Origin of the sequence: Pseudomonas sp. OV546 (genome assembly GCF_900116845.1) — a bacterium.
In the GTDB taxonomy this organism is placed as follows: Bacteria; Pseudomonadota; Gammaproteobacteria; order Pseudomonadales; family Pseudomonadaceae; genus Aquipseudomonas; species Aquipseudomonas petroselini.
Window position 1 is genome coordinate 223,853 of sequence record NZ_FPCE01000006.1, and the last position, 22,543, is coordinate 246,395.

The 22,543-nt window shown below is 61.3% G+C and carries 25 protein-coding genes; 24 read left to right on the plus strand and 1 reads right to left on the minus strand.

From position 1 onward, the window contains the following. The first annotated feature begins 18 nt into the window (after positions 1-18). The 12 genes from BM403_RS16070 (at position 19) to BM403_RS16125 (ending at position 8,293) form a co-directional block, all read left to right on the plus strand. A complete protein-coding gene (locus BM403_RS16070) occupies positions 19-366 on the plus strand; it encodes an Hpt domain-containing protein (RefSeq protein WP_093543716.1) in 348 nt (115 codons plus the stop codon). A gap of 412 nt (positions 367-778) precedes the next feature. Continuing rightward, the gene (locus tag BM403_RS16075; RefSeq protein WP_093543718.1) at positions 779-2,119 is read left to right on the plus strand and encodes a flagellar hook-length control protein FliK; all 1,341 of its coding nucleotides are present in this window, start codon (positions 779-781) and stop codon (positions 2,117-2,119) included. Positions 2,120-2,340: 221 nt separating this feature from the next. Beyond that, positions 2,341-2,841 carry a flagellar basal body-associated protein FliL gene (gene fliL, locus BM403_RS16080; RefSeq protein ID WP_015885184.1) on the plus strand — a complete coding sequence of 167 codons (501 nt, stop codon included), beginning with the start codon at positions 2,341-2,343 and terminating at the stop codon, positions 2,839-2,841. Between the two features lie 9 nt (positions 2,842-2,850). Further along, the gene (gene fliM / locus BM403_RS16085) at positions 2,851-3,819 is read left to right on the plus strand and encodes a flagellar motor switch protein FliM (protein WP_015885183.1); all 969 of its coding nucleotides are present in this window, start codon (positions 2,851-2,853) and stop codon (positions 3,817-3,819) included. A gap of 56 nt (positions 3,820-3,875) precedes the next feature. Then, the gene (fliN, locus tag BM403_RS16090; protein ID WP_015885182.1) at positions 3,876-4,343 is read left to right on the plus strand and encodes a flagellar motor switch protein FliN; all 468 of its coding nucleotides are present in this window, start codon (positions 3,876-3,878) and stop codon (positions 4,341-4,343) included. Position 4,344: 1 nt separating this feature from the next. Continuing rightward, positions 4,345-4,782: a flagellar biosynthetic protein FliO gene (gene fliO, locus BM403_RS16095; protein WP_046036033.1), complete on the plus strand. Its 438-nt coding sequence runs from the start codon at positions 4,345-4,347 to the stop codon at positions 4,780-4,782. Then, a complete protein-coding gene (gene fliP / locus BM403_RS16100; protein ID WP_015885180.1) occupies positions 4,782-5,525 on the plus strand; it encodes a flagellar type III secretion system pore protein FliP in 744 nt (247 codons plus the stop codon). Before fliO ends, fliP begins: the two co-directional genes overlap by 1 nt. Positions 5,526-5,529: 4 nt before the next feature. Continuing rightward, positions 5,530-5,799, plus strand: coding sequence for a flagellar biosynthesis protein FliQ (fliQ, locus tag BM403_RS16105; protein ID WP_010208761.1), 270 nt, complete (start codon positions 5,530-5,532; stop codon positions 5,797-5,799). Positions 5,800-5,803: 4 nt separating this feature from the next. Continuing rightward, positions 5,804-6,589 (plus strand): flagellar biosynthetic protein FliR, encoded by a 786-nt coding sequence (fliR, locus tag BM403_RS16110; RefSeq protein ID WP_043205710.1) that lies wholly within the window; start codon positions 5,804-5,806, stop codon positions 6,587-6,589. 3 nt (positions 6,590-6,592) lie between these two features. Beyond that, positions 6,593-7,729, plus strand: coding sequence for a flagellar biosynthesis protein FlhB (gene flhB / locus BM403_RS16115; RefSeq protein ID WP_093543720.1), 1,137 nt, complete (start codon positions 6,593-6,595; stop codon positions 7,727-7,729). Between the two features lie 138 nt (positions 7,730-7,867). Then, positions 7,868-8,074, plus strand: coding sequence for a cold-shock protein (locus BM403_RS16120; protein ID WP_224265914.1), 207 nt, complete (start codon positions 7,868-7,870; stop codon positions 8,072-8,074). Positions 8,075-8,092: 18 nt separating this feature from the next. Next, on the plus strand, positions 8,093-8,293 hold the full coding sequence (locus BM403_RS16125; protein WP_043205708.1) for a cold-shock protein: 201 nt from the start codon (positions 8,093-8,095) through the stop codon (positions 8,291-8,293). A 44-nt stretch (positions 8,294-8,337) separates the two neighbouring features. Here the strand turns inward: BM403_RS16125 and BM403_RS16130 are convergent, their stop codons facing one another. Beyond that, entirely contained in the window at positions 8,338-8,580 is a 243-nt protein-coding gene (locus BM403_RS16130) for a DUF6124 family protein (protein WP_015885177.1), read from the minus strand. Positions 8,581-9,163: 583 nt separating this feature from the next. Here BM403_RS16130 and flhA point away from each other — a divergent pair. The 12 genes from flhA (at position 9,164) to BM403_RS16190 (ending at position 22,532) form a co-directional block, all read left to right on the plus strand. Beyond that, positions 9,164-11,278, plus strand: coding sequence for a flagellar biosynthesis protein FlhA (gene flhA, locus BM403_RS16135; protein WP_370879642.1), 2,115 nt, complete (start codon positions 9,164-9,166; stop codon positions 11,276-11,278). A 12-nt stretch (positions 11,279-11,290) separates the two neighbouring features. Further along, the gene (flhF, locus tag BM403_RS16140) at positions 11,291-12,607 is read left to right on the plus strand and encodes a flagellar biosynthesis GTPase FlhF (protein ID WP_093543722.1); all 1,317 of its coding nucleotides are present in this window, start codon (positions 11,291-11,293) and stop codon (positions 12,605-12,607) included. A 105-nt stretch (positions 12,608-12,712) separates the two neighbouring features. Further along, complete coding sequence (gene fleN / locus BM403_RS16145) at positions 12,713-13,546, plus strand: flagellar synthesis regulator FleN (RefSeq protein ID WP_003192912.1); 834 nt, start codon at positions 12,713-12,715, stop codon at positions 13,544-13,546. Then, positions 13,543-14,283 (plus strand): RNA polymerase sigma factor FliA, encoded by a 741-nt coding sequence (gene fliA / locus BM403_RS16150; protein WP_015885174.1) that lies wholly within the window; start codon positions 13,543-13,545, stop codon positions 14,281-14,283. Before fleN ends, fliA begins: the two co-directional genes overlap by 4 nt. Positions 14,284-14,450: 167 nt before the next feature. Further along, positions 14,451-14,825, plus strand: coding sequence for a chemotaxis response regulator CheY (locus BM403_RS16155; protein ID WP_015885173.1), 375 nt, complete (start codon positions 14,451-14,453; stop codon positions 14,823-14,825). 18 nt (positions 14,826-14,843) lie between these two features. Beyond that, complete coding sequence (locus tag BM403_RS16160) at positions 14,844-15,632, plus strand: protein phosphatase CheZ (RefSeq protein ID WP_015885172.1); 789 nt, start codon at positions 14,844-14,846, stop codon at positions 15,630-15,632. Between the two features lie 11 nt (positions 15,633-15,643). Then, positions 15,644-17,860: a chemotaxis protein CheA gene (locus tag BM403_RS16165; protein WP_046036037.1), complete on the plus strand. Its 2,217-nt coding sequence runs from the start codon at positions 15,644-15,646 to the stop codon at positions 17,858-17,860. A gap of 48 nt (positions 17,861-17,908) precedes the next feature. Further along, complete coding sequence (locus BM403_RS16170) at positions 17,909-19,048, plus strand: protein-glutamate methylesterase/protein-glutamine glutaminase (protein WP_015885170.1); 1,140 nt, start codon at positions 17,909-17,911, stop codon at positions 19,046-19,048. Beyond that, the gene (locus tag BM403_RS16175) at positions 19,048-19,788 is read left to right on the plus strand and encodes a flagellar motor protein (RefSeq protein WP_010166125.1); all 741 of its coding nucleotides are present in this window, start codon (positions 19,048-19,050) and stop codon (positions 19,786-19,788) included. Before BM403_RS16170 ends, BM403_RS16175 begins: the two co-directional genes overlap by 1 nt. A gap of 205 nt (positions 19,789-19,993) precedes the next feature. After that, entirely contained in the window at positions 19,994-20,881 is an 888-nt protein-coding gene (gene motD, locus BM403_RS16180) for a flagellar motor protein MotD (protein ID WP_043205705.1), read from the plus strand. A 50-nt stretch (positions 20,882-20,931) separates the two neighbouring features. After that, on the plus strand, positions 20,932-21,720 hold the full coding sequence (locus BM403_RS16185; RefSeq protein ID WP_015885168.1) for a ParA family protein: 789 nt from the start codon (positions 20,932-20,934) through the stop codon (positions 21,718-21,720). Beyond that, positions 21,720-22,532, plus strand: coding sequence for a CheW domain-containing protein (locus BM403_RS16190; RefSeq protein ID WP_015885167.1), 813 nt, complete (start codon positions 21,720-21,722; stop codon positions 22,530-22,532). Before BM403_RS16185 ends, BM403_RS16190 begins: the two co-directional genes overlap by 1 nt. Positions 22,533-22,543: the final 11 nt, after the last annotated feature.

Sequence of the window (22,543 nt, forward strand, 5' to 3'; positions counted from 1 at the left end):
TGATCAAGGAGCGAGCAAGTGGTTGATCTACATCTGGACCCTGATGTGTTGTCGGGTTTGCAGGAAGTCATGGAGGGTGAGTATCCCAAGTTGCTCGATACCTTTCTTGATGACTCCCAGAAACGCGTCGAAGCGTTGCGTAAGGCCAGGGATGATGCCAAGGCGTTGGGGCGGATTGCGCATAGTTTCAAGGGGAGCAGTGGGAACCTTGGCGCGGTGCGGTTGGCGCAGTTGTGCCAGCGGCTGGAGGTTGAGTCGGTTGGGGCTGGGGCTGGTGATTTGGGGGAGTTGGTGGACCAGATTGATCGGGAGTTTGCGTTAGTGAAGCCGTTGTATGAGACGGAGCGGCAGCGCTTTCAGATTTGAGTTGAGGTTGTGTACATATCCGTTGCTGCGGTAACGGCTACTTAGGGGGCCGCGCTTACAGCGGCTAACCCGTCGTCCTGCCGGGTTCTTACTGTCGATCTCGGTTAAATGTGGGAGGGGGCTTGCTCCCGATAGCAGTGGGGCAGTTGCAGGTGTATTAGCTGACACACTGCAATCGGGGGCAAGCCCCCTCCCACCGTTTGATCTCCATCCATCAGGTAGATATCAGCCTGCTTTTGATCGTGATCTGGGGCACACCGAGCCCAGGCGAGGTGCCGAGTGTTGGGGCGGCCCCCTTTCATCCGTTACCCACACAACGGATAGGTACACCGTAAAATCAAAACCTGGCCCAACTCTTGCTCTACCTCTAGATACTGCATCCCCGATCCCCATGCAGTGGAGACCTTTACCTATGCCAGTCGCCCCGAATTCCCTCCTGCAGGCTGCCCCCGCGGCCAAGCCTCAAGCGCCCGCCGCCAATCAACCGGCGGTGGCTGCGGACCCACGGGACAAGGGCCCTGGCTTCGCTCAAGTGTTCGCCAGCCAAGGCGCCAAACCCGCAGCCAAAGCCGACGACAACTCGCCCAAACCCACGCGGGACAAGCCTTCCGACGCCAGCGCCAAGCCGGCATCAGGCAATGACAAGCCTGCCGCCAGCACACCAGCGGTTGCCGATAGCGGCAATACCTTGCCTGCCAGCCCGCCGGCCAAGACCGACGACAGCGCCAGCAAAGATGACGACGCGCCGGCCGATCCGACCTTGGTGCAGCAGCCTCCGGTTGACCCGGTGGTCGACCCGGCATTGATTGCCACCGTCACCCCGGTGGCCGTGCCGGTGCCGGTTGAGACCCCGGCGCCCGTCACCACAGCCAAGGATGACAACACTCAGCCGGTGGTTGCAGCGCCGGTCGCCGCGACCGAGGCGGCCAAGCCGGCCTTCGATCCGGAGGCCGACCCCTTGGATGCCATGCCGGCCGTGCGCCTGGCGATGGAGCAGGGCGGGCATGTGTCGGCCAGCAGCCAGGCCTCGGCGAAGGCCGCACCGGCACCGACCCAGGATCAGCCGACCGCCGCGCAGAACTTTGCCGCTGGCCTGGCCAATATGGTCGACCAGCAAGCCACCAAGGACAGCACCGACCAGGGCGGCGACAAGGCGTTCAGCGGGTTGATCGAAGACGGCCTTAAAGACTTGAAGAACGCCAGCAGCGACACCCGTGTCGATGACTTCGCCAACCGTCTGGCGGCGTTGACGCAAGCGGCCACGCCGAAAACGGCGAACGCTTTGCCGCCGGTGACCAATGCGCCGTTGGCCATGCACCAGAGCGGTTGGACCGATGAAATCGTCAACCGTGTGATGTACCTGTCCAGCGCCAACCTCAAGTCGGCGGAGATCCAGTTGCAACCCGCTGAGCTTGGTCGCCTGGATATCAAAGTCAACATGACCGCCGACCAGCAGGCCCAAGTCAATTTCATGAGCGCCCACCCGGTGGTGCGTGAAGCGCTGGAAAGCCAGTCCGGCCGTCTGCGGGAGATGTTTGCCCAGCAGGGCATGGGGCAGGTGGACGTCAACGTCTCCGACCAGTCCCGTGGCCAGGAGCAGCAACAACAACAGGCCCAGACCCGTGGCGTGAGCAGCAGCGGCGGTCGGGGTGGCGATAACGGCGACAGCGGTAGCCCTGCTGATGTGGCTGAAGCGGTAGCGCCGGTAACGTCGACGGTGATCGGCTCCAGCGCCGTCGACTACTACGCCTGATCTGATTTTTGCGCTGGATGAAATGTGGGAGGGGGCTTGCTCCCGATGAGGGGTTGTCAGCTGAAACACGGGTGACTGATACACCGCTATCGGGGGCAAGCCCCCTCCCACAATTTGACTTGCCGCGTCCGTACGTCCCCCACTTCAGACAACTCTGGCATAACACTTGCTCTTGCCTTTCCGTAGATCTATGAATCCCCGAATAGTGACGGATTATTGGCATGGCGAAGAGCGACGACGCAGCAAAAGCACCCGCAGGCAAAGGTAAGCTCAAGCTTATCCTGTTGATAGTCCTGGGCCTGCTCCTGGCCATCGGCGCTTCGGTGGGTGGCACCTGGTACATCATGCACAGCAGCGCCAGCAAACCGGCCCCCGCTGCCGAAACCGCCAGCAACGTCAAGCAACCGGCAATCTTCGAGCCGATGCTCCCGGCCTTTGTCGCCAACTTCAATCAGAACGGTCGTCAACGCTACCTGCAGGTGAGCATCACCTTGCTGGCGCGCAACCAGTCGGACCTGGATGCCCTCAAGGTGCATATGCCGGTGATCCGCAACAACCTGGTGATGCTGTTCTCCGGCCAAAGCTTCGACACACTCGCCACCCCGGTGGGCCAGGAAATGCTGCGCCAGAAGGTCACTGCCAGCGTGCAGGAAGTGGCCCAGAAAGAGCTCGGCAAAGTCGTGATCGAGCAGGCGCTCTTCACTAACTTCGTATTGCAGTAGGATCACGACATGGCCGTGCAGGACCTGCTGTCCCAGGATGAAATCGACGCACTGTTGCATGGCGTCGACGATGGTCTGGTACAGACCGAAATGGCTGCCGAACCCGGCAGTGTCAAAAGTTATGACCTGACCAGCCAGGATCGCATCGTCCGTGGACGCATGCCGACCCTGGAAATGATCAACGAGCGTTTTGCCCGCTACACCCGTATCAGCATGTTCAACATGCTGCGCCGTTCAGCGGACGTGGCGGTGGGTGGCGTGCAGGTGATGAAATTCGGTGAATACGTGCACTCGCTGTACGTGCCTACCAGTCTCAACCTGGTCAAGATCAAGCCGCTGCGCGGTACCGCGCTGTTCATCCTCGACGCCAAGCTGGTGTTCAAGCTGGTGGACAACTTCTTCGGCGGTGACGGCCGTCACGCCAAGATCGAAGGCCGTGAATTCACCCCCACCGAGTTGCGGGTAGTGCGCATGGTGCTGGAGCAAGCCTTCATCGATTTGAAGGAAGCCTGGCAGGCAATCATGGAAGTCAATTTCGAGTACATCAACTCGGAAGTGAACCCGGCCATGGCCAACATCGTCGGCCCCAGCGAAGCCATTGTGGTGTCCACCTTCCACATCGAACTCGATGGCGGTGGCGGCGACCTGCACGTGACCATGCCGTACTCGATGATCGAGCCGGTGCGCGAGATGCTCGATGCCGGTTTCCAGTCAGACCTCGACGACCAGGACGAACGCTGGGTCAAGGCCCTGCGCGAAGACCTGTTGGACGTCGACGTGCCGCTGAGCGCCACGGTGGCACGTCGCCAGTTGCGCTTGCGCGATATTTTGCACATGCAGCCGGGGGACATCATCCCGGTCGAATTGCCGGAAGAAATGATCATGCGCGCCAATGGCGTGCCGTCGTTCAAGGTCAAGCTGGGTTCCCACAAGGGCAACCTGGCACTGCAGGTGGTGGAGTCGATCACCCGTCGCTGAGCCACCGCTGTTGATGCACCCCTATTTATGAATGTTTGCTCCGCCGAGGACATGTAATGGCTACCGAACAAGAAATCACTTCCGCCGAAGACCAGGCCCTGGCTGACGAATGGGCAGCGGCATTGGAAGAAACCGGCGATGTTGGCCAGGACGATATCGATGCACTGCTGGCCGCTGATGCCGCCACTGCACCGGCCGGCAAGCGCCTGCCGATGGAAGAATTCGGCAGCGTGCCGAAGAACAATGACCCAGTGACCCTTGATGGCCCGAACCTGGATGTGATTCTCGACATCCCGGTGTCGATCTCCATGGAAGTGGGCAGCACTGACATCAACATCCGCAACCTGCTGCAACTCAACCAGGGGTCGGTGATCGAGCTTGACCGCCTGGCCGGCGAGCCGCTGGATGTGCTGGTCAACGGCACCCTGATCGCCCATGGCGAAGTGGTGGTGGTCAACGAAAAGTTCGGCATCCGCCTGACGGACGTGATCAGCCCGAGCGAACGCATCAAGAAGCTGCGCTGATATGAAACGGCTGATGGTGGGTCTGTTAGTCGCGCTGCCATTGGACGCCTGGGCGGCCGAACCGGTGGCTCAGGCCGCGGCCGCTGCGCCGGTGGGCACTGGCCTGGGCGGGCAATTGACCCAACTGGTGCTGGGGCTGTTGCTGGTGGTCGGCTTGATCTTCGTGCTGGCCTGGTTGCTGCGTCGAGTGCAGAGCGTCGGCCCCGGCAACGCTCAGGTCATCGAGCTGATCGGCTCGCGCGCCCTCGGCCCGCGTGATCGGCTGGTGCTGGTGCAAGTGGGTGAGGAACAGATCCTGCTGGGCATCACCCCCGGCCGCATCACCCCATTGCACGTGCTCAAGACTCCGGTGAACGTGGACTCGTCCAAGCCCGCCACGCCAGAATTCGCCCAGCGCCTGATGGAGTTGCTGGGCAAGGATCAGAAGGATAAGAAGTAATGCGCGTTTTATTGACGCTCATGCTGTTGCTGGCGACGCCATTGGCGTTCGGCGCCGACCCGTTGTCGATCCCGGCCATTACGCTGGGGACCAACGCGGCGGGTGCGCAGGAGTATTCGGTCAGCCTGCAGATCCTGCTGATCATGACCGCGCTGAGCTTTATCCCGGCGTTTGTCATGCTGATGACCAGCTTCACGCGGATCATCATCGTGTTCTCGATCCTGCGCCAGGCCCTGGGCCTGCAGCAGACGCCGTCGAACCAGATTCTCACCGGCATGGCCTTGTTCTTGACGCTGTTCATCATGGCGCCGGTGTTCGACAAGGTGAACCAGCAAGCCCTGCAACCCTACCTGGCGGAAAAAATGACCGCCCAGGACGCCATCGACAAGGCCCAGGGCCCGATCAAGGATTTCATGCTGTCGCAGACCCGCTCCAGCGACCTTGAGCTGTTCATGCGCCTGTCCAAGCGGACCGACATCGCCACCCCGGACCAGGCGCCGTTGACCATCCTGGTGCCTGCGTTCGTCACCTCTGAATTGAAGACGGCGTTCCAAATCGGCTTCATGATCTTTATCCCGTTCCTGATCATCGACCTGGTGGTGGCGAGCGTGCTGATGGCCATGGGTATGATGATGCTGTCGCCGCTGATCATCTCGTTGCCGTTCAAGATCATGCTGTTTGTGCTGGTGGACGGCTGGGCGCTGATTATCGGCACCCTGGCCAGTAGTTTCGGCGGGGTATAGCGCAATGACTCCCGAAGTCGCCGTCGACCTGTTCCGTGAAGCGCTGTGGCTAACCACCGTGATGGTCGCCGTGCTGGTGGTGCCGAGCCTGTTGGTGGGCCTGCTGGTGGCGATGTTCCAGGCCGCGACCCAGATCAACGAACAGACCTTGAGCTTTCTGCCGCGCCTGCTGGTGATGCTGGTCACCCTGATCGTCGCCGGCCCGTGGCTGGTGCAGACCTTCATGGAATACATCCTGCAGCTGTACGGCAGTATTCCGCAGTTGATCGGCTGACCCGATGCAATCCTTGCTGGCATTGACCGACACCCAGATCAGCACTTGGGTGGCGTCCTTCATTTTGCCGCTGTTCCGGATAACGGCCATGTTGATGGCCATGCCGGTGTTCGGCACGACCCTCGTGCCACGGCGGATCCGCTTGTATTTCGCCGTGGCTATTACGGTGGTGCTCGTGCCTGGCCTGCCGCCGATGCCGCCGGTCAATGCGCTGGACCTCAGTGCTCTGATGCTCATCGCCGAGCAGGTCCTGATCGGTACGCTGCTGGGCTTCTCGCTGCAGCTGTTTTTCCAGGCGTTTGTGATTGCCGGGCAAATCATCTCGATCCAGATGGGCATGGGCTTCGCGTCCATGGTCGACCCCACCAACGGCGTGTCGGCGGCGGTGATCGGGCAGTTCCTGACCATGCTGGTGACCCTGCTGTTCCTGGCGATGAACGGCCACCTGGTGGCGTTCGAGGTGCTGACCGAAAGCTTCACCACCTTGCCGGTGGGCTCGGGGCTGGTGGTCAACCATTTCTGGGAAGTGGTGGGGCGGCTTGGCTGGGTGTTGGGTGCCTCGCTGTTGCTGGTGCTGCCGGCCATTACTGCGTTGCTGGTGGTCAATATTGCGTTTGGCGTAATGACCCGTGCGGCGCCGCAACTGAACATCTTTTCGATCGGTTTCCCGTTGACCCTGGTATTGGGCATGGGGATTTTCTGGGTCGGCCTGGCTGACATTCTCAATCAGTATCAACCGCTGGCGACCGACGCCTTGCAGTTCTTACGTGACCTGGCACGGGCGCGCTGAGCCATGGCCGAGAGCGAGAGTGGTCAGGACAAAACAGAAGACCCCACGGAGAAACGCAAAAAGGACTCCAGGGAAAAGGGCGAGATTGCGCGCTCCAAAGAGCTCAATACCGTCGCCACCATGATGGCCGGCTCCGGTGCCTTGCTGATCTACGGCGGTGGCCTGGCGCTGGACTTGATGGAGCTGATGAAGCACAACTTCGCCTTGCCTCGTGAAGTGCTGCTCAACCCCGACGCCATGGGCCAGTACCTGCTGCACTCCGGCAAGATCGCGCTCCTGGCGGTGCAGCCGATCCTGATCACCTTGCTGCTGGCCGCGCTGATCGGCCCGGTCGCCCTCGGCGGCTGGCTGTTCGCTGCCGGCAGCATGGCGCCCAAATTCAGCCGCATGAACCCCGGTGCCGGGCTCAAACGCATGTTTTCCGCCAAGGCCTTGGTGGAGCTGCTCAAGGCCTTGGCCAAGTTCATCCTGATCCTGTTTGTGGCGTTGATGGTGTTGTCGTCCGACATCGACGACCTGCTGCGCATTGCCCATGAACCGCTGGAATCGGCGATCATCCACAGCGTGCAGGTGGTGGGCTGGAGCGCGCTGTGGATGGCGGCGGGGCTGATCATCATCGCGGCGGTGGATGCGCCGATTCAGCTGTGGGAAAGCCACAAGAAACTGCTGATGACCAAGCAGGAAGTGCGCGATGAGCACAAGGACCAGGAAGGCCGCCCCGAGGTCAAGCAGCGCATTCGCCAGCTGCAGCGGGAAATGTCCCAGCGCAAGATGATGGCCTCGGTGCCCGACGCCGACGTGATCATCACCAACCCGACCCACTACGCCGTGGCCCTCAAGTACGACCCGGAGAAGGGCGGCGCGCCGATGCTGCTGGCCAAGGGCAGCGATTTTACCGCGTTGAAAATCCGTGAAATTGCGGTGGCCCACGACATCCTCCTGCTGGAGTCGCCGGAGCTGGCGCGGTCGATCTTCTACTCCACCGACCTCGACCAGGAAATCCCTGCCGGGTTGTACCTGGCCGTGGCGCAGGTATTGGCCTATGTCTATCAGATTCGCCAGTACCGCGCGGGCAAGGGCAAACGCCCGGATCCGCTCAAAGACCTGCCAATCCCGCCGGAATTGCGCCGCGATTCCTGATTTCTGTCGGCTACCACTCGTCGTGAATGCCTGTCTACCTGTCAACTTTGACAGTAGCCGGCGTGTGCTTCTCGCGGTTCTATTACAGTCAGCACTGCGCACAGGCTGTAAACGAGATGCAGGGAGAGGGTTTTGAAGGTGTTTAGAGGCACGGTCAAATCTTATGACCGCAATACCGGGAAGGGTTGGATTGCCCTGGAAGGTGAGGACGACGTGCAGGTGGATCTCTTCAGTTCACGATGGATTTGGCTTGCCGTGGGCCAGCAAGTGGAATTTCACATGATCCACCGACCCCGTGGCGTTTTTGCGAGAGACGTCAAAGTTATCCCGCGAGTCCTTGAATGAGATGTGAGGAGAACGGTAATGGCAACAGGCACAGTGAAATGGTTTAACGCGGAGAAGGGGTTTGGGTTTATCACTCAAGATGGTGGGGGCGATGTATTTGTCCACTTCTCGGCCATCAAGGGCGACGGATTCAAGACGCTTGAGGAACATCAAAAAGTGGAGTTCGAGGTTACCCAGGGCCCCAAAGGTGCTCAGGCTGAAAGCGTCCGCATCCTATGAGCTTCATGATCGTTCCCGCAGGGTGGTGCAGGAACGATCGGTCATCAGGCCGTTAAGCGTTCGCTACTCTCCAGCACTCTGTCGGCCAGCAGCTTCGCGAGGCCAATCAACTGCGTAACGCCCAGCGCACCTTCGCGTTTTGCCCCGTCCAATTCAAAGGCAAAGTCACTCATCAGCGCCTCGGCCGAGGCGAGGGTTTCGGTGAGGTTGACCAGCAGGTCTTCGGTTTTCAGGTGGTCTGCGACGGTGAACAGGCTGATGGGGGGATTTGGGGTGGGTTTGATCATTGTGAAACTCCATTGGTAAGTGGAGCCGCCACTGATCGCCGCGATGCGATGGAGGGTGGCAGCTGTGCGCAGGTTCGCGGACCGGTTACCAATGGACCCGGCATACCCGAGGGTATCCCGCGCACAGCCACCATAAGGCCGCACAGTAGACGATAAAAAGGCGTCAACTGAAAGCGGACAATGGCGCTTCTGCGCATTGGTAAGCCGGGCCGCGACGCCCGACCACTGCGTTTGCAGCGGTGTACGGAGACTAGAGAGCGGCTTTCCTAGGGGCAACCGCAAAACCTTGTCAGAAATTTCCTCATCTCTACCCGCGAACCCCTGTGGTGAGGGAGCTTGCTCCCGCTGGGGCGCGTAGCGCCCCCAAATCCTATGTATGCGATCGGTCAGGTAAATCGCATCGGCTGGTTTTGGGGCTGCTACGCAGCCCAGCGGGAGCAAGCTCCCTCGCCACAGGTGCGACATGATCTGCGGCATGGGGCAAAAGTTGGAAGGCTTCTTGCAATACCGCCTGCAGGACGCCTCCCGGCGTCAAAAGTTTGCTTCAAGGAAACGAGGAATACCGGTGGTGGATCGCTCTCAAATGTTCGGCACGGCCCGTACCACCCTGACTGACCTCTCGCGGGGCAATCTGGGTGTGCCGTTGTTGTTGCTGGTCATGCTGGCAATGATGATGTTGCCGATGCCGCCGTTCCTGTTGGACGTGTTCTTCACCTTCAACATCGCCCTGTCGGTGGTGGTGCTGCTGGTGTGCGTCTACGCCTTGCGGCCGCTGGATTTCGCGGTATTCCCCACCATTTTGCTGGTCGCGACCCTGTTGCGCCTGGCGCTGAACGTGGCGTCGACCCGTGTGGTCATGCTCCACGGCCAGGACGGCCACGCCGCCGCCGGTAAGGTGATCCAGGCCTTCGGTGAGGTGGTGATCGGCGGTAACTACGTGGTCGGTATCGTGGTGTTTGCGATCCTGATGATCATCAACTTCGTGGTGGTGACCAAGGGCGCCGGGCGGATTTCCGAGGTGAGCGCGCGCTTTACCCTCGACGCCATGCCCGGCAAACAGATGGCCATCGACGCCGACCTCAACGCCGGCCTGATCGACCAGAACCAAGCCAAATCCCGCCGTTTGGAAGTCGCCCAGGAAGCCGAGTTCTACGGCTCCATGGACGGTGCCAGTAAATTCGTGCGCGGTGACGCCATTGCGGGCCTGCTGATTCTGTTCATCAACCTCATCGGCGGCATGGCAGTCGGCATCTTCCAACACGGCATGACTTTCGGCGATGCGGGCAAGGTGTACGCCTTGCTGACCATCGGTGACGGTTTAGTGGCGCAATTGCCATCACTGTTGTTATCCACAGCAGCGGCGATCATGGTGACCCGTGCTTCGGGCTCCGAAGACATGGGCAAGCAGATCAGCCGCCAGATGTTCGCCTCGCCCAAGGCGCTGGCCGTGGCGGCGGGCATTATGGCGATCATGGGCATCGTGCCGGGCATGCCGCACGTGTCGTTCCTCAGCATGGCTGCGCTGGCCGGTGGCGGTGCGTACCTGTTCTGGAAAAAGCAGAACGCCGTCAAGGTTCAAGCCTTGCAGGAAGTCGCGCGCCAGCAGGAGCTGCTGCCATCCCCGGCCCGCGCCCAGGAAACCAAGGAGCTTGGCTGGGATGACGTGACCCCGATCGACATGATCGGCCTGGAAGTCGGCTATCGCCTGATTCCGCTGGTGGACCGCAACCAGGGCGGGCAATTGCTCGCGCGGATCAAGGGTGTGCGCAAGAAGCTGTCCCAGGACCTGGGCTTTTTGATGCCCACTGTGCATATCCGCGACAACCTCGACCTGGCGCCCAGTGCCTACCGCTTGACGCTGATGGGCGTGATCCTGGCCGAAGCCGAGATCTACCCGGACCGCGAGCTGGCGATCAACCCTGGGCAGGTGTTCGGCAGCCTCAATGGCATCACCGCCAAAGATCCGGCTTTTGGCCTGGAAGCGGTATGGATCGAAATCAGCCAGCGCAGCCAGGCCCAGTCGCTCGGCTATACCGTGGTGGACGCCAGCACCGTGGTTGCCACTCACCTTAACCAGATTCTGTACAAGCACTCCCATGAGCTGATCGGCCACGAGGAAGTCCAGCAATTGATGGGTTTGCTCGGCAAAGCCTCACCAAAACTCGCCGAAGAGCTGGTGCCGGGCGTGCTGTCGTTGTCGCAATTGCTCAAAGTGCTGCAGGCGCTGCTGGCCGAACAAGTGCCGGTACGCGACATTCGCAGCATCGCCGAGGCCATCGCCAACAACGCCGCCAAGAGTCAAGATACTGCCGCCTTGGTGGCTGCGGTGCGCGTCGGATTGTCGCGTGCAATCGTGCAAAGCATTGTAGGGCTTGACTCCGAGCTGCCTGTGATCACCTTGGAACCAAGGTTGGAACAAATATTGCTCAATAGTATTCAGAAGGCAGGACAAGGCCAGGAAGAGGGCGTTCTGCTGGAGCCAAGCATGGCTGAGAAGCTGCAGCGTTCGTTGATCGACGCCGCACAGCGCCAGGAAATGCAGGGCCAACCGGTGATCCTGCTGGTGGCAGGCCCCGTCCGGGCGATGTTGTCGCGGTTTGGACGCCTGGCAGTACCGAATTTGCACGTTTTGGCTTATCAGGAAATTCCTGACAACAAGCAAGTGACTATCGTCGCGACAGTAGGGCCCAACGGCTGAGGGTAGTGGGTTATGCAAGTTAAGCGTTTTTTCGCCGCCGATATGCGTCAGGCCATGAAACTGGTTCGTGATGAGCTGGGCGCCGACGCCGCGATTATCGGAAACCGTCGTATTGCCGGCGGTGTCGAGCTGACGGCTGCCCTGGATTACACCCCCCAGGCCCTGGCGCCACGCGTGCCGAACATGGAGCTTGAAGACGAGCTGCGCAAGACCGCTTCGCGCATTGTCTCGGCCCAGGCTGAGCTGAGCATGCGGGGCGACAGCGATGCCACTACCAATCGCCAGTTGTTCGCCGGCTTGCCGTTGACCGCTGCCGAGCCGCTGGTCGAGCCCACCTTCAAAGAGCCGCCACGTCCGGCCGCGCCTGCCCCGGCTGCGTCTGTCGACCAGCGCGTGTTCGACTCGATGCGCTTTGAACTCAACGGCCTGCGCGAACTGCTCGAAGTGCAGCTTGGCTCGCTGGCCTGGACCCAATTGCAAGGCAGCAAGCCGCAACAGGCCAACCTGTGGCGCCGCCTGCAACGCATCGGCTTGTCCGGCCCGTTGTCCCGCGACCTGCTGGCGCTGACCACCGAAATCGAAGAACCCCGCCAGGCCTGGCGCATGTTGCTGGCCCACTTGGCGCGCATGATTGCCACCCCAGAAATCGAACCCCTGGAAGAGGGCGGTGTGATTGCCATGGTCGGCCCAGCCGGCATGGGCAAGACCACCACCCTGGCCAAGCTGGCCGCACGCTATGTGCTCAAGTACGGCGCGCAGAATATCGCGCTGGTGAGCATGGACAGCTACCGCATTGGCGCCCAGGAACAGCTCAAGACCCTGGGCCGGATCCTCAATGTATCGGTGACCCATGTCGACCCGGGCCAGTCCCTGGCCAACGCCCTCGACCCGCTGCTGCGCAAGCGCGTGGTGCTGATCGATACCGCCGGCCTGCAAGCCAGCGACCCGGCGTTGCGCATGCAACTGGAAAGCCTGGCCGGTCGCGGCATCAAGTCGAAAAATTACCTGGTGCTTGCAACCACCAGCCAGAAACAGGTTCTTACCGCTGCGTACCACAGTTACAAGCGTTGTGGCCTGGCCGGTTGCATCCTCACCAAGCTCGACGAAACTGCGAGCCTGGGCGAGGTGCTGAGCCTGGCCATCAGTCATGAATTGCCGGTCGCCTACCTGACCGACGGACCGCGGATCCCGGATGATCTGCATCTGCCGCGCCGTCATCAGTTGGTCAGCCGCGCAGTCAGCGTGCAAATGCAAGAAGAGCCTAGCGAGGAAGCGATGGCCGATATGTTCGCCGACCTTTACCACAGCCCGGCAAAACGGGTGGGTTGAGTCAGGATGAACACCGTGAAATGTACCTACATCGATGGTCTGCAAGCGATTCACGCGGCCAAGCCATGTAGCCTGCGTCTAAGCAAGACAAGGTAAAGAAATAAAATGGGCAGCATGCATCCCGTACAGGTGATCGCGGTGACCGGCGGCAAAGGTGGCGTCGGGAAAACTAACGTGTCAGTGAATTTGTCCCTGGCCCTGGCAGAGCTTGGCCGTCGCGTCATGCTGCTGGATGCTGACCTGGGGCTGGCGAACGTCGACGTTCTGCTGGGGCTGACGCCCAAACACACCCTTGCCGATGTGATCGAGGGCCGCTGTGAGCTGCGCGATGTGCTGCTGCAGGGCCCTGGCGGCATCCGCATCGTGCCTGCCGCCTCCGGCACCCAGAGCATGGTGCACCTGAGCCCGGCACAGCATGCCGGGCTGATCCAGGCCTTCAGTGATATCGGCGACAACCTCGACGTGCTGGTGATCGACACCGCGGCCGGGATCGGCGAGTCCGTGGTCAGCTTCGTGCGCGCCGCGCAGGAAGTATTGCTGGTGGTCTGCGACGAACCCACCTCGATCACCGACGCCTACGCCCTGATCAAACTGCTTAACCGTGACTACGGCATGAACCGCTTCCGCGTCCTGGCCAACATGGCCCAGAGCCCGCAGGAAGGGCGCAACCTGTTCGCCAAGTTGACCAAGGTCACGGATCGCTTCCTCGATGTCGCCTTACAATACGTCGGCGCAGTTCCCTATGACGAGTGTGTGCGCAAGGCTGTGCAAAAGCAGCGTGCAGTCTACGAAGCGTTCCCTCGTTCCAAATGCGCATTGGCGTTCAAGGCTATTGCCCAGAAGGTCGATACCTGGCCGTTGCCCGCCAACCCTCGGGGGCATCTGGAGTTTTTCGTCGAGCGATTGGTGCATCAGACGAGCGCAGGACCCGTGCTATGACAGCGAACGGCTATAACGCTTACAAAAAGTCGGCCCGTGACAGCCAGGGTGAGTTGATCGAGCGCTACGCGCCACTGGTCAAGCGCATCGCCTATCACTTGCTGGCACGCCTGCCCGCCAGCGTCCAGGTCGAAGACCTGATCCAGGCGGGCATGATCGGTTTGCTCGAAGTGTCGACCAAATACGACGCGAGCAAGGGGGCGAGCTTCGAGACGTATGCGGGGATTCGTATCCGTGGCGCGATGCTCGACGAGGTGCGTAAAGGTGACTGGGCACCGCGCTCGGTGCATCGCAATACGCGCATGGTCAGTGACGCAATTCGCGCAATTGAAGCAAAAACCGGTCGCGACGCTAAAGATCACGAAGTTGCGGCCGAACTCCAATTGAGTCTCGACGATTATTACGGGATTTTGAACGATACCTTGGGCAGCCGCCTGTTCAGTTTCGACGACCTCTTGCAGGACGGCGAGCACGAAGGGCTGCACGAGGATGGCGCGAGTGCTCATATGGAGCCGTCGCGTGACCTGGAGGATGAACGCTTCCAGGGTGCGCTGGCGGACGCGATTGCCAATTTGCCGGAACGTGAGCGGTTGGTGTTGGCGCTGTACTACGACGAAGAGCTGAACCTCAAGGAAATCGGTGAGGTCCTGGGGGTCAGCGAATCGCGGGTCAGCCAGTTGCACAGCCAGTGCGCAGCCCGCTTGCGGGGGCGTTTGGGAGAGTGGCGAGCGCGCTGACAGGCAGTGTGGGGACACTGCAGACGATACCGCGAGGGCAGCAAGCCTTCGCGGTTTCGACCCGTGGTGCCCGAGGCGTCCTTTTTGTGTAATGCCTGTTGATTGAAATGGCGCGTCCAGGTGCTGGGCGCGTTTAAGACTGCTTGGAGGTCGAATTGGACAAGAACATGAAAATCCTCATCGTTGATGACTTTTCAACGATGCGGCGGATCATAAAAAACCTGTTGCGTGACCTTGGGTTCACTAACACGGTCGAGGCGGATGACGGCATTACGGCGATTCCGATCCTCAACAGCGGGAGCATCGACTTTCTGGTAACGGACTGGAACATGCCGGGCATGACCGGTATCGACTTGCTGCGCCACGTGCGCGCTGACGAAAAACTACGCAGCCTTCCCGTGCTGATGGTGACCGCCGAAGCCAAGCGTGAACAGATCATCGAAGCCGCCCAAGCCGGGGTTAACGGTTACGTGGTCAAGCCATTCACTGCATTGGCCTTGAAAGAGAAGATCGAAAAAATCTTCGAACGCATCCACGGCTAATGCCATCGCGGGGGAGCTATGGAGCATAAAGAAACGTCACAGGGAGACTTTGAGTCGACCCTGAAAAAGCATGCTCACCAGTTGGTCGACAGCCTTGAAAAAGGCCAGTTCGGCGATGCGGTGCAGTTAATCCATGAGCTCAATCAGACCCGTGACCGCGGCCTGTATCAGGAAGTGGGCAAGCTCACGCGCGAGCTGCACAGTGCGATCGTCAATTTCCAGATTGACCCGCATATGCCCCAGGCCGAAGAGATCTCGCAGATCACCGATGCCACCGAACGCCTGTCCTATGTGGTCAGGCTGACTGAGGCGGCGGCCAACCGCACCATGGACCTGGTGGAAAACGCCACGCCCCTGGTCAACGGCATGGCCACCGAGGCCCAGGCCTTGAGCCACGACTGGGGCCGTTTCATGCGCCGCGAAGTCGGGGCTGAAGAGTTTCGTGAGTTGGCGCGTCGGGTCGACGGGTTCTTGTCACGCAGCGAGCAGGAAAACCGCACGGTTTCCAGCAACCTCAACGACATTCTGCTGGCCCAGGATTACCAGGACCTCACCGGTCAGGTGATCAAGCGTGTGACCCAATTGGTCACCGAAGTGGAAAGCAACTTGCTCAAATTGGTGCTTATGGCAGGCCAAGTTGATCGTTTCGCCGGCATTGAACATGACCGCGAAGCGATCCTCTCGGAAAAAGATCCACAAAAACATCTCGCCAAGGGTGAAGGTCCGCAGATTCATGCCGATAAACGTGAAGACGTTATGTCAGGTCAGGATGACGTAGATGACCTGTTATCCAGTTTAGGCTTCTAAGGAGCACACCCATGAGCTTCGGCGCCGATGAAGAGATCCTTCAGGATTTCCTTGTAGAGGCCGGCGAAATTTTAGAGCAACTGTCCGAGCAACTGGTCGAGCTGGAAAGCCGCCCGGATGATGCGAACCTGCTCAATGCAATTTTTCGCGGTTTTCATACTGTAAAAGGGGGCGCCGGCTTCCTCCAGCTCCATGAGCTGGTGGAGTGCTGCCACATCGCCGAGAACGTGTTCGACATCCTGCGCAAGGGTGAGCGTCACGTTGATTCGGAGTTGATGGACGTGATTCTCGAAGCACTCGATGCGGTCAACGGCATGTTCAGCGAAGTGCGCGAACGTGCCCCGATCACCGCAGCCACTCCGGAGCTGCTGGCCGCCCTGGCGCGCTATGCCGAGCCTGCCGACCTGTCGGCTGCGCCGGTGGCTGAAGCGGCGCCGGAACCTGTGGCAGAGCCCGAAGCGGATGTGACCGACAGCGAGTTTGAACAGCTGCTCAACTCCCTCAGTGCCGTCAAGGCCGAGGCAGAAGCACCGGCTGCCGTTGCTCCGGCAGCGGTGCCGACCAGCGAAGACATTACCGACGCTGAGTTCGAATCCCTGCTCGACCAGTTGCACGGCAAAGGCCAGTTCGCGGCCGACGCCGTGCCACCGGCTGCTGCTGCCGCGGCACCTGCCGCGCCCGTCAGCACTGACATCACCGACGACGAATTTGAAGCGTTGCTCGACCAACTGCATGGCAAGGGCACTTTCGCGGCCGATGCCTTGCCGGCCGTCGCCGCCACGCCTGCAGCGGCTGCCAGCACTGCAGCGCCTGCCGCTGCTGCACCGGCAGGCGATGGGTTGATTTCCGATCACGAATTCGAATCCCTGCTGGACGAGTTGCACGGCAAGGGCAAGTTCAGCGAAGTTGCTCCGGCCGCTGCGGTGGCCACGGCTGCACCGGTTGCCGCCAAAGCCGCCGCCCCTGCACCGGCCGCCAAGCCTGCGCCCGCACCGGCCGCCGCTCCGGCGCCTGCACGTGCTGCAGCGGCACCGGTTGCCGAGAAGCCCGCCAGTGAAGCCGAAACCACCGTGCGGGTTGATACCGCGCGCCTGGACGACATCATGAACATGGTCGGCGAACTGGTGCTGGTGCGTAACCGCCTGGTCCGCCTGGGCCTGAGCAGCGGCGATGAAGCCATGCAGAAGGCCGTGTCGAACCTCGACGTGGTGACCGCCGACCTGCAGACCGCCGTGATGAAAACGCGGATGCAGCCGATCAAGAAAGTCTTCGGCCGCTTCCCACGGCTGGTTCGTGACCTGGCTCGCCAGCTCAAGAAAGAGATCAACCTGGAACTGGTGGGTGAAGAAACCGACCTCGACAAAAACCTTGTCGAGGCCCTGGCCGACCCGCTGGTCCACTTGGTGCGCAACGCCGTCGACCATGGCGTGGAAACCCCGGAAGAACGCGAAGCCTCGGGCAAGTCCCGTGGCGGCAAGGTGATCCTGGCGGCGGAGCAAGAAGGCGACCATATCCTGCTGTCGATCACCGATGACGGCAAGGGCATGGACCCGAACATCTTGCGCAGCATCGCAGTCAAGCGTGGCGTGATGGACAAGGACGCCGCCGACCGCCTGACCGACACCGAGTGCTACAACCTGATCTTTGCCCCGGGCTTCTCGACCAAGACCGAGATCTCCGACGTGTCCGGCCGTGGCGTCGGCATGGACGTGGTGAAGACCAAGATCAGTCAGCTCAACGGCTCGATCAACATCTACTCGACCAAGGGCCAGGGCTCGAAGATCGTCATCAAGGTGCCGTTGACCCTGGCGATCATGCCGACCTTGATGGTGATGCTGGGCAACCAGGCGTTCGCCTTCCCGCTGGTCAACGTCAACGAAATCTTCCACCTCGACCTGTCGCGCACCAACGTGGTGGACGGCCAGGAAGTGGTGATCGTGCGCGACAAGGCGTTGCCGCTGTTTTACCTCAAGCGTTGGCTGGTGGCATCGGCTGCCCATGAAGAGCAGCGCGAAGGCCATGTGGTGATCCTCTCCGTGGGCACCCAGCGGATCGGCTTTGTCGTCGATCAGTTGGTGGGCCAGGAAGAAGTGGTCATCAAGCCTTTGGGCAAAATGCTGCAGGGAACCCCGGGCATGTCGGGTGCGACCATCACCGGTGACGGTCGGATCGCGCTGATTCTCGATGTTCCGAGCATGCTCAAGCGTTACGCCGCTCGGCGTATTTGATTCTGGTGGGGCAGGGCGGTAATGCCCGCCCCGCCTAACGGAGTGTTTATGGCAGTCAAGGTCCTGGTGGTGGACGATTCGGGTTTCTTCCGCCGTCGCGTCTCGGAAATTCTTTCCGCCGATCCAACGATCCAGGTGGTCGGCACGGCCACCAACGGCAAAGAAGCGATTGATCAAGCCATTGCGTTGAAGCCGGACGTGATCACCATGGACTACGAGATGCCGATGATGGATGGCATCACGGCAGTTCGCCATATCATGCAACGCTGCCCGACCCCGGTGTTGATGTTCTCCTCGCTGACCCACGAAGGCGCCCGAGTGACCCTCGACGCGTTGGACGCTGGCGCGGTGGATTTCCTGCCGAAGAATTTCGAAGACATCTCGCGCAACCCCGAGAAGGTCAAGCAGATGCTGTGCGAGAAGGTGCACAGCATTTCGCGCAGTAACCGACGCAGCCTGTTCAGCGCGCCGACGCCGACGCCGACGCCTGCACCGGCCGCGGCCCCGTCTGCGCCTGCGCCTTCGTTTGGTCGACCTGCTCCTGCGCCTGCGCCGGTTGCTCGGCCTGCCGTGGCGCCTGCCCGTGCATCGGCCTCCAGCGCTCACTCCCCGGCGCCCAAGCGCAAGGCCTACAAGCTGGTCGCCATCGGTACATCCACCGGCGGCCCGGTCGCCCTGCAGCGCGTGTTGACTCAACTGCCGGCCAACTTTCCGGCGCCGATTGTGCTGATCCAGCACATGCCCGCCGCCTTCACCAAAGCCTTCGCCGAACGCCTGGACAAGCTGTGCCGCATCACCGTCAAGGAAGCGGAGGATGGTGACATCCTGCGCCCTGGCCTGGCGTTGCTGGCCCCAGGTGGCAAGCAAATGATGGTGGACGGGCGTGGCGCGATCAAAATCCTGCCGGGCGATGAGCGCCTGAACTACAAGCCGTGCGTGGATATCACCTTCGGTTCGGCAGCCAAGTCCTACGGCGACAAAGTTCTGGCGGTGGTGCTCACCGGCATGGGCGCCGACGGCCGTGAAGGCGCGCGCCTGCTCAAGCAGGGCGGCAGCGCCATCTGGGCGCAGGACGAAGCCAGCTGCGTGATCTATGGCATGCCCATGGCCATCGTCAAAGCGGACCTGGCCGACGCGGTCTACAGCCTGGACGATATCGGCAAGCATCTGGTGGAGGCTTGCCTCTGATGGATGTATTGAGCCTGATCGGCATCATCATGGCGTTTGTCGCGATCATCGGCGGCAACTACCTCGAAGGCGGCCATCTCGGCGCCTTGGCCAACGGTCCGGCAGCGTTGATCGTGATCGGCGGCACGGTGGGCGCGGCATTGCTGCAGTCGCCCATGAGTTCGTTCAAGCGTGCCATGCAGATCCTGATCTGGATTATTTTCCCGCCGCGTGTCGACTTGCCGGGCGGCATCGACCGAGTGGTCAACTGGAGCCTCACCGCCCGCAAGGAAGGCCTGCTGGGCCTGGAAGGCGTGGCCGATGCCGAGCCCGACAGCTACGCGCGCAAAGGCCTGCAATTGCTGGTGGACGGTGCCGAGCCGGAAGCGATCCGCAGCATCCTGGAGGTGGATTTCTACACCCAGGAAAGCCGCGACATCAATGCCGCTAAAGTCTTTGAAAGCATGGGCGGCTACGCGCCGACCATCGGTATCATTGGTGCGGTCATGGGCCTGATCCACGTGATGGGCAACCTGGCCGACCCTTCGCAACTGGGCAGCGGGATTGCCGTGGCGTTTGTCGCCACCATCTACGGCGTGGCGAGTGCCAACCTGGTGCTGTTGCCGGTGGCGAGCAAGCTCAAGTCGATCGCCATGCGCCAGTCGCGTTATCGCGAAATGCTCCTCGAAGGCATCCTGTCGATCGCCGAGGGCGAGAACCCGCGTTCGATCGAATTGAAGCTCCAGGGCTTCATGGATTGATGACCATGAACATCGACACGACCTTACTGTGGCGAGCGAGCTTGCTCGCGCTGGGCTGCGAAGCAGCCCCAAGACGTGCAACCCGGTTTCCGCGAGAGAGCGGTGGTGGATTTATCAGGGCCGCTTCGCGCCCCAACGCGAGCAAGCTCGCTCGCCACAATGAACCGGTTGGCAGTGAGTCTTGTGTTCAGGGAGGTAGTTGCCTGTGAGCCGTCGCCGTCGCGAGCCTGAAGAACACGTCAACCACGAACGCTGGCTGGTGTCCTACGCGGACTTCATCACCTTGCTGTTCGCGTTTTTTGTGGTGATGTACTCCATCTCGTCGGTCAATGAAGGCAAGTACAAAGTCATTTCCCAGGCGCTGATCGGCGTGTTCAACGACGCCGACCGTGCCCTCAAGCCGATTCCTATCGGTGAAGAACGGCCCAAGACCGTGACCCCGGCCAAGCCGCTGGTCAACGACAGTGACGAAACCGCCGCCGGCGTGGGCGGCACCAGCGATCCGCTGAAAAGCATCGCCGACGACATCAGTGCCGCGTTTGGCGACCTGATCAGCTCCAACCAGATGACCGTGCGTGGTAATGAGTTGTGGGTGGAGATCGAGCTCAATTCCAGCCTGCTGTTCGCCAGCGCCGATGCGATGCCCAGCGACCAGGCGTTTACCATCATCGACAAAGTGGCGTCGATCCTGCGGCCGTTTGAAAACCCGATCCACGTGGAAGGCTTTACCGACAACTTTCCGATCAACACGGCGCAGTACCCGACCAACTGGGAACTGTCTTCGGCGCGTGCCGCCAGCATCGTTCGCATGCTCGCGATGCAGGGTGTGAACCCCGGACGGCTGGCCTCGGTGGGGTACGGCGAGTTCCAGCCGGTGGCCAATAACGCTACGGTGGAAGGCCGCGCGCGCAACCGTCGCGTGGTGCTGGTGGTGTCCCGCAACCTGGATGTACGCCGCAGCCTGACCGGCACGGGCACCGCCAATGCAACACCGGATGCGGCCTTGAAGCGGGCTGGCACACAAACTGCACCGGCCCCTGCAAAGCCGCCGGTTCGTCAGAGTGCCGTCAATTCTCCGTCGCCGGCTCAATAACCTATGCAATGTCTCGGTCGCGCCAATGCCTGCCGGGAGGAACCAACCGAATGAGAGTCTGGGCAGTTGCCAATCAAAAAGGTGGAGTCGGCAAGACCACCACCTCCATCGCTTTAGCCGGCTTGCTGGCGGAGGCGGGCAAGCGTGTGGTCGTGGTGGACCTGGATCCCCATGGCTCGATGACCAGCTATTTCGGCTACGACCCGGATGCGCTGGAGCACAGCAACTACGACCTGTTCCTGCACAAAGGCAGCGTGCCTGCCGACTTGCCGGGGCAACTGCTGCTGCCGACCAGCAATGAAAGCATTTCCTTGCTGCCGTCCAGCACCGCGCTGGCAACCCTTGAGCGCCAGTCGCCGGGGCAAAGTGGCCTGGGCCTGGTGATCGCCAAGACCCTGGCGCAACTGTGGCAGGACTTCGACTACGCGATTATCGACAGCCCGCCGTTGCTGGGCGTGCTGATGGTCAACGCCTTGGCGGCCAGCCAGCAACTGGTGATCCCGGTGCAGACCGAACACCTGGCGGTCAAAGGCCTGGAGCGTATGGTCAGCACCCTCGCGATGATCAACCGCTCGCGTAAGCAGGCGTTGCCCTACAGCATCGTGCCGACCCTGTTCGACCGTCGCACCCAGGCGTCCCTCGGCACGTTGCGCGTATTGCGCGATGCCTACCCGGACACCATCTGGAATGGCTACATACCGGTGGACACGCGCCTGCGTGACGCCAGCCGCGCCGGCCTGACGCCGTCGCAGTTCGACGGCAAGAGCCGTGGCGTGCTGGCGTACCGCGCGTTGCTCAAGCACCTGCTGTCCCAGCAACTTGTGGCGCAGGTGGCGTGATGAACCGTCCCGTCGAACTCAAGACCAAGACCCGGCCGCAACTGGCGCTGGAATCCTATCTGGATGCCTTGCTGCAGGAGGCCACGGCGCAAGAACTGCCCGAACCGATCCTGGTGCTGGAGCCCGCCGTCGAACCCGAAGCCGCACTGGATGAATTCCAGTTGGCGGTGCTGGAAGAACAAGCGCGTGATGCGCAGATTGTGGTGCCGATCACGCCCACGGTGGTGGCGCCTGTCGTGGCTGCGCCTGTGGTGGTTGCACCCGTGGTGGTCGAGCCGGTGGTCGAAGTGCACCTGCCGCCGAGCATCACACCGCCACCGGTCACCGGTGATGGCCGCCCGGCGTGGGCCGCCGAGCCGTTCGAGTGCCTGCTGTTCGACGTCGCCGGGCTGACCCTGGCGGTGCCACTGGTCTGCCTGGGCTCGATCTATTCCCTGGAAGGCCAGGAGCTGACGCCGCTGTTCGGGCAACCGGAGTGGTTCCTCGGCATCCTGCCCAGCCAGGCCGGCAACCTTAAGGTGCTGGACACCGCGCGTTGGGTCATGCCCGACCGCTACCGCGATGATTTTCGCCAGGGCTTGCAGTATGTGATTTCGGTGCAAGGCTATGAGTGGGGGCTGGCGGTGCATCAAGTCAGCCGCTCGTTGCGCCTGGACCCGAACGAAATCAAATGGCGCAGCCACCGGGGCCAACGGCCTTGGCTGGCGGGTACCGTGATCGAACACATGTGCGCGTTGCTCGACGTCGCCGAACTGGCCGAGTTGATTGCCAGTGGCGCGGTCAAGGCGATGCCACAGAACAAACGCAGTTGATTGAACAATAA

Excerpts from the sequence above, each read along its gene's own strand:
- BM403_RS16075 (WP_093543718.1), top strand. The coding sequence starts at position 779 with ATGCCAGTCGCCCCGAATTCCCTCCTGCAGGCTGCCCCCGCGGCCAAG.
- fliL (WP_015885184.1), top strand. The coding sequence starts at position 2,341 with ATGGCGAAGAGCGACGACGCAGCAAAAGCACCCGCAGGCAAAGGTAAG.
- fliM (WP_015885183.1), top strand. The coding sequence starts at position 2,851 with ATGGCCGTGCAGGACCTGCTGTCCCAGGATGAAATCGACGCACTGTTG.
- fliN (WP_015885182.1), top strand. The coding sequence starts at position 3,876 with ATGGCTACCGAACAAGAAATCACTTCCGCCGAAGACCAGGCCCTGGCT.
- fliO (WP_046036033.1), top strand. The coding sequence starts at position 4,345 with ATGAAACGGCTGATGGTGGGTCTGTTAGTCGCGCTGCCATTGGACGCC.
- fliP (WP_015885180.1), top strand. The coding sequence starts at position 4,782 with ATGCGCGTTTTATTGACGCTCATGCTGTTGCTGGCGACGCCATTGGCG.
- fliQ (WP_010208761.1), top strand. The coding sequence starts at position 5,530 with ATGACTCCCGAAGTCGCCGTCGACCTGTTCCGTGAAGCGCTGTGGCTA.
- fliR (WP_043205710.1), top strand. The coding sequence starts at position 5,804 with ATGCAATCCTTGCTGGCATTGACCGACACCCAGATCAGCACTTGGGTG.
- flhB (WP_093543720.1), top strand. The coding sequence starts at position 6,593 with ATGGCCGAGAGCGAGAGTGGTCAGGACAAAACAGAAGACCCCACGGAG.
- BM403_RS16125 (WP_043205708.1), top strand. The coding sequence starts at position 8,093 with ATGGCAACAGGCACAGTGAAATGGTTTAACGCGGAGAAGGGGTTTGGG.
- BM403_RS16130 (WP_015885177.1), bottom strand. The coding sequence starts at position 8,580 with ATGATCAAACCCACCCCAAATCCCCCCATCAGCCTGTTCACCGTCGCA.
- flhA (WP_370879642.1), top strand. The coding sequence starts at position 9,164 with ATGTTCGGCACGGCCCGTACCACCCTGACTGACCTCTCGCGGGGCAAT.
- flhF (WP_093543722.1), top strand. The coding sequence starts at position 11,291 with ATGCAAGTTAAGCGTTTTTTCGCCGCCGATATGCGTCAGGCCATGAAA.
- fleN (WP_003192912.1), top strand. The coding sequence starts at position 12,713 with ATGGGCAGCATGCATCCCGTACAGGTGATCGCGGTGACCGGCGGCAAA.
- fliA (WP_015885174.1), top strand. The coding sequence starts at position 13,543 with ATGACAGCGAACGGCTATAACGCTTACAAAAAGTCGGCCCGTGACAGC.
- BM403_RS16155 (WP_015885173.1), top strand. The coding sequence starts at position 14,451 with ATGAAAATCCTCATCGTTGATGACTTTTCAACGATGCGGCGGATCATA.
- BM403_RS16160 (WP_015885172.1), top strand. The coding sequence starts at position 14,844 with ATGGAGCATAAAGAAACGTCACAGGGAGACTTTGAGTCGACCCTGAAA.
- BM403_RS16165 (WP_046036037.1), top strand. The coding sequence starts at position 15,644 with ATGAGCTTCGGCGCCGATGAAGAGATCCTTCAGGATTTCCTTGTAGAG.
- BM403_RS16170 (WP_015885170.1), top strand. The coding sequence starts at position 17,909 with ATGGCAGTCAAGGTCCTGGTGGTGGACGATTCGGGTTTCTTCCGCCGT.
- BM403_RS16175 (WP_010166125.1), top strand. The coding sequence starts at position 19,048 with ATGGATGTATTGAGCCTGATCGGCATCATCATGGCGTTTGTCGCGATC.
- BM403_RS16185 (WP_015885168.1), top strand. The coding sequence starts at position 20,932 with ATGAGAGTCTGGGCAGTTGCCAATCAAAAAGGTGGAGTCGGCAAGACC.
- BM403_RS16190 (WP_015885167.1), top strand. The coding sequence starts at position 21,720 with ATGAACCGTCCCGTCGAACTCAAGACCAAGACCCGGCCGCAACTGGCG.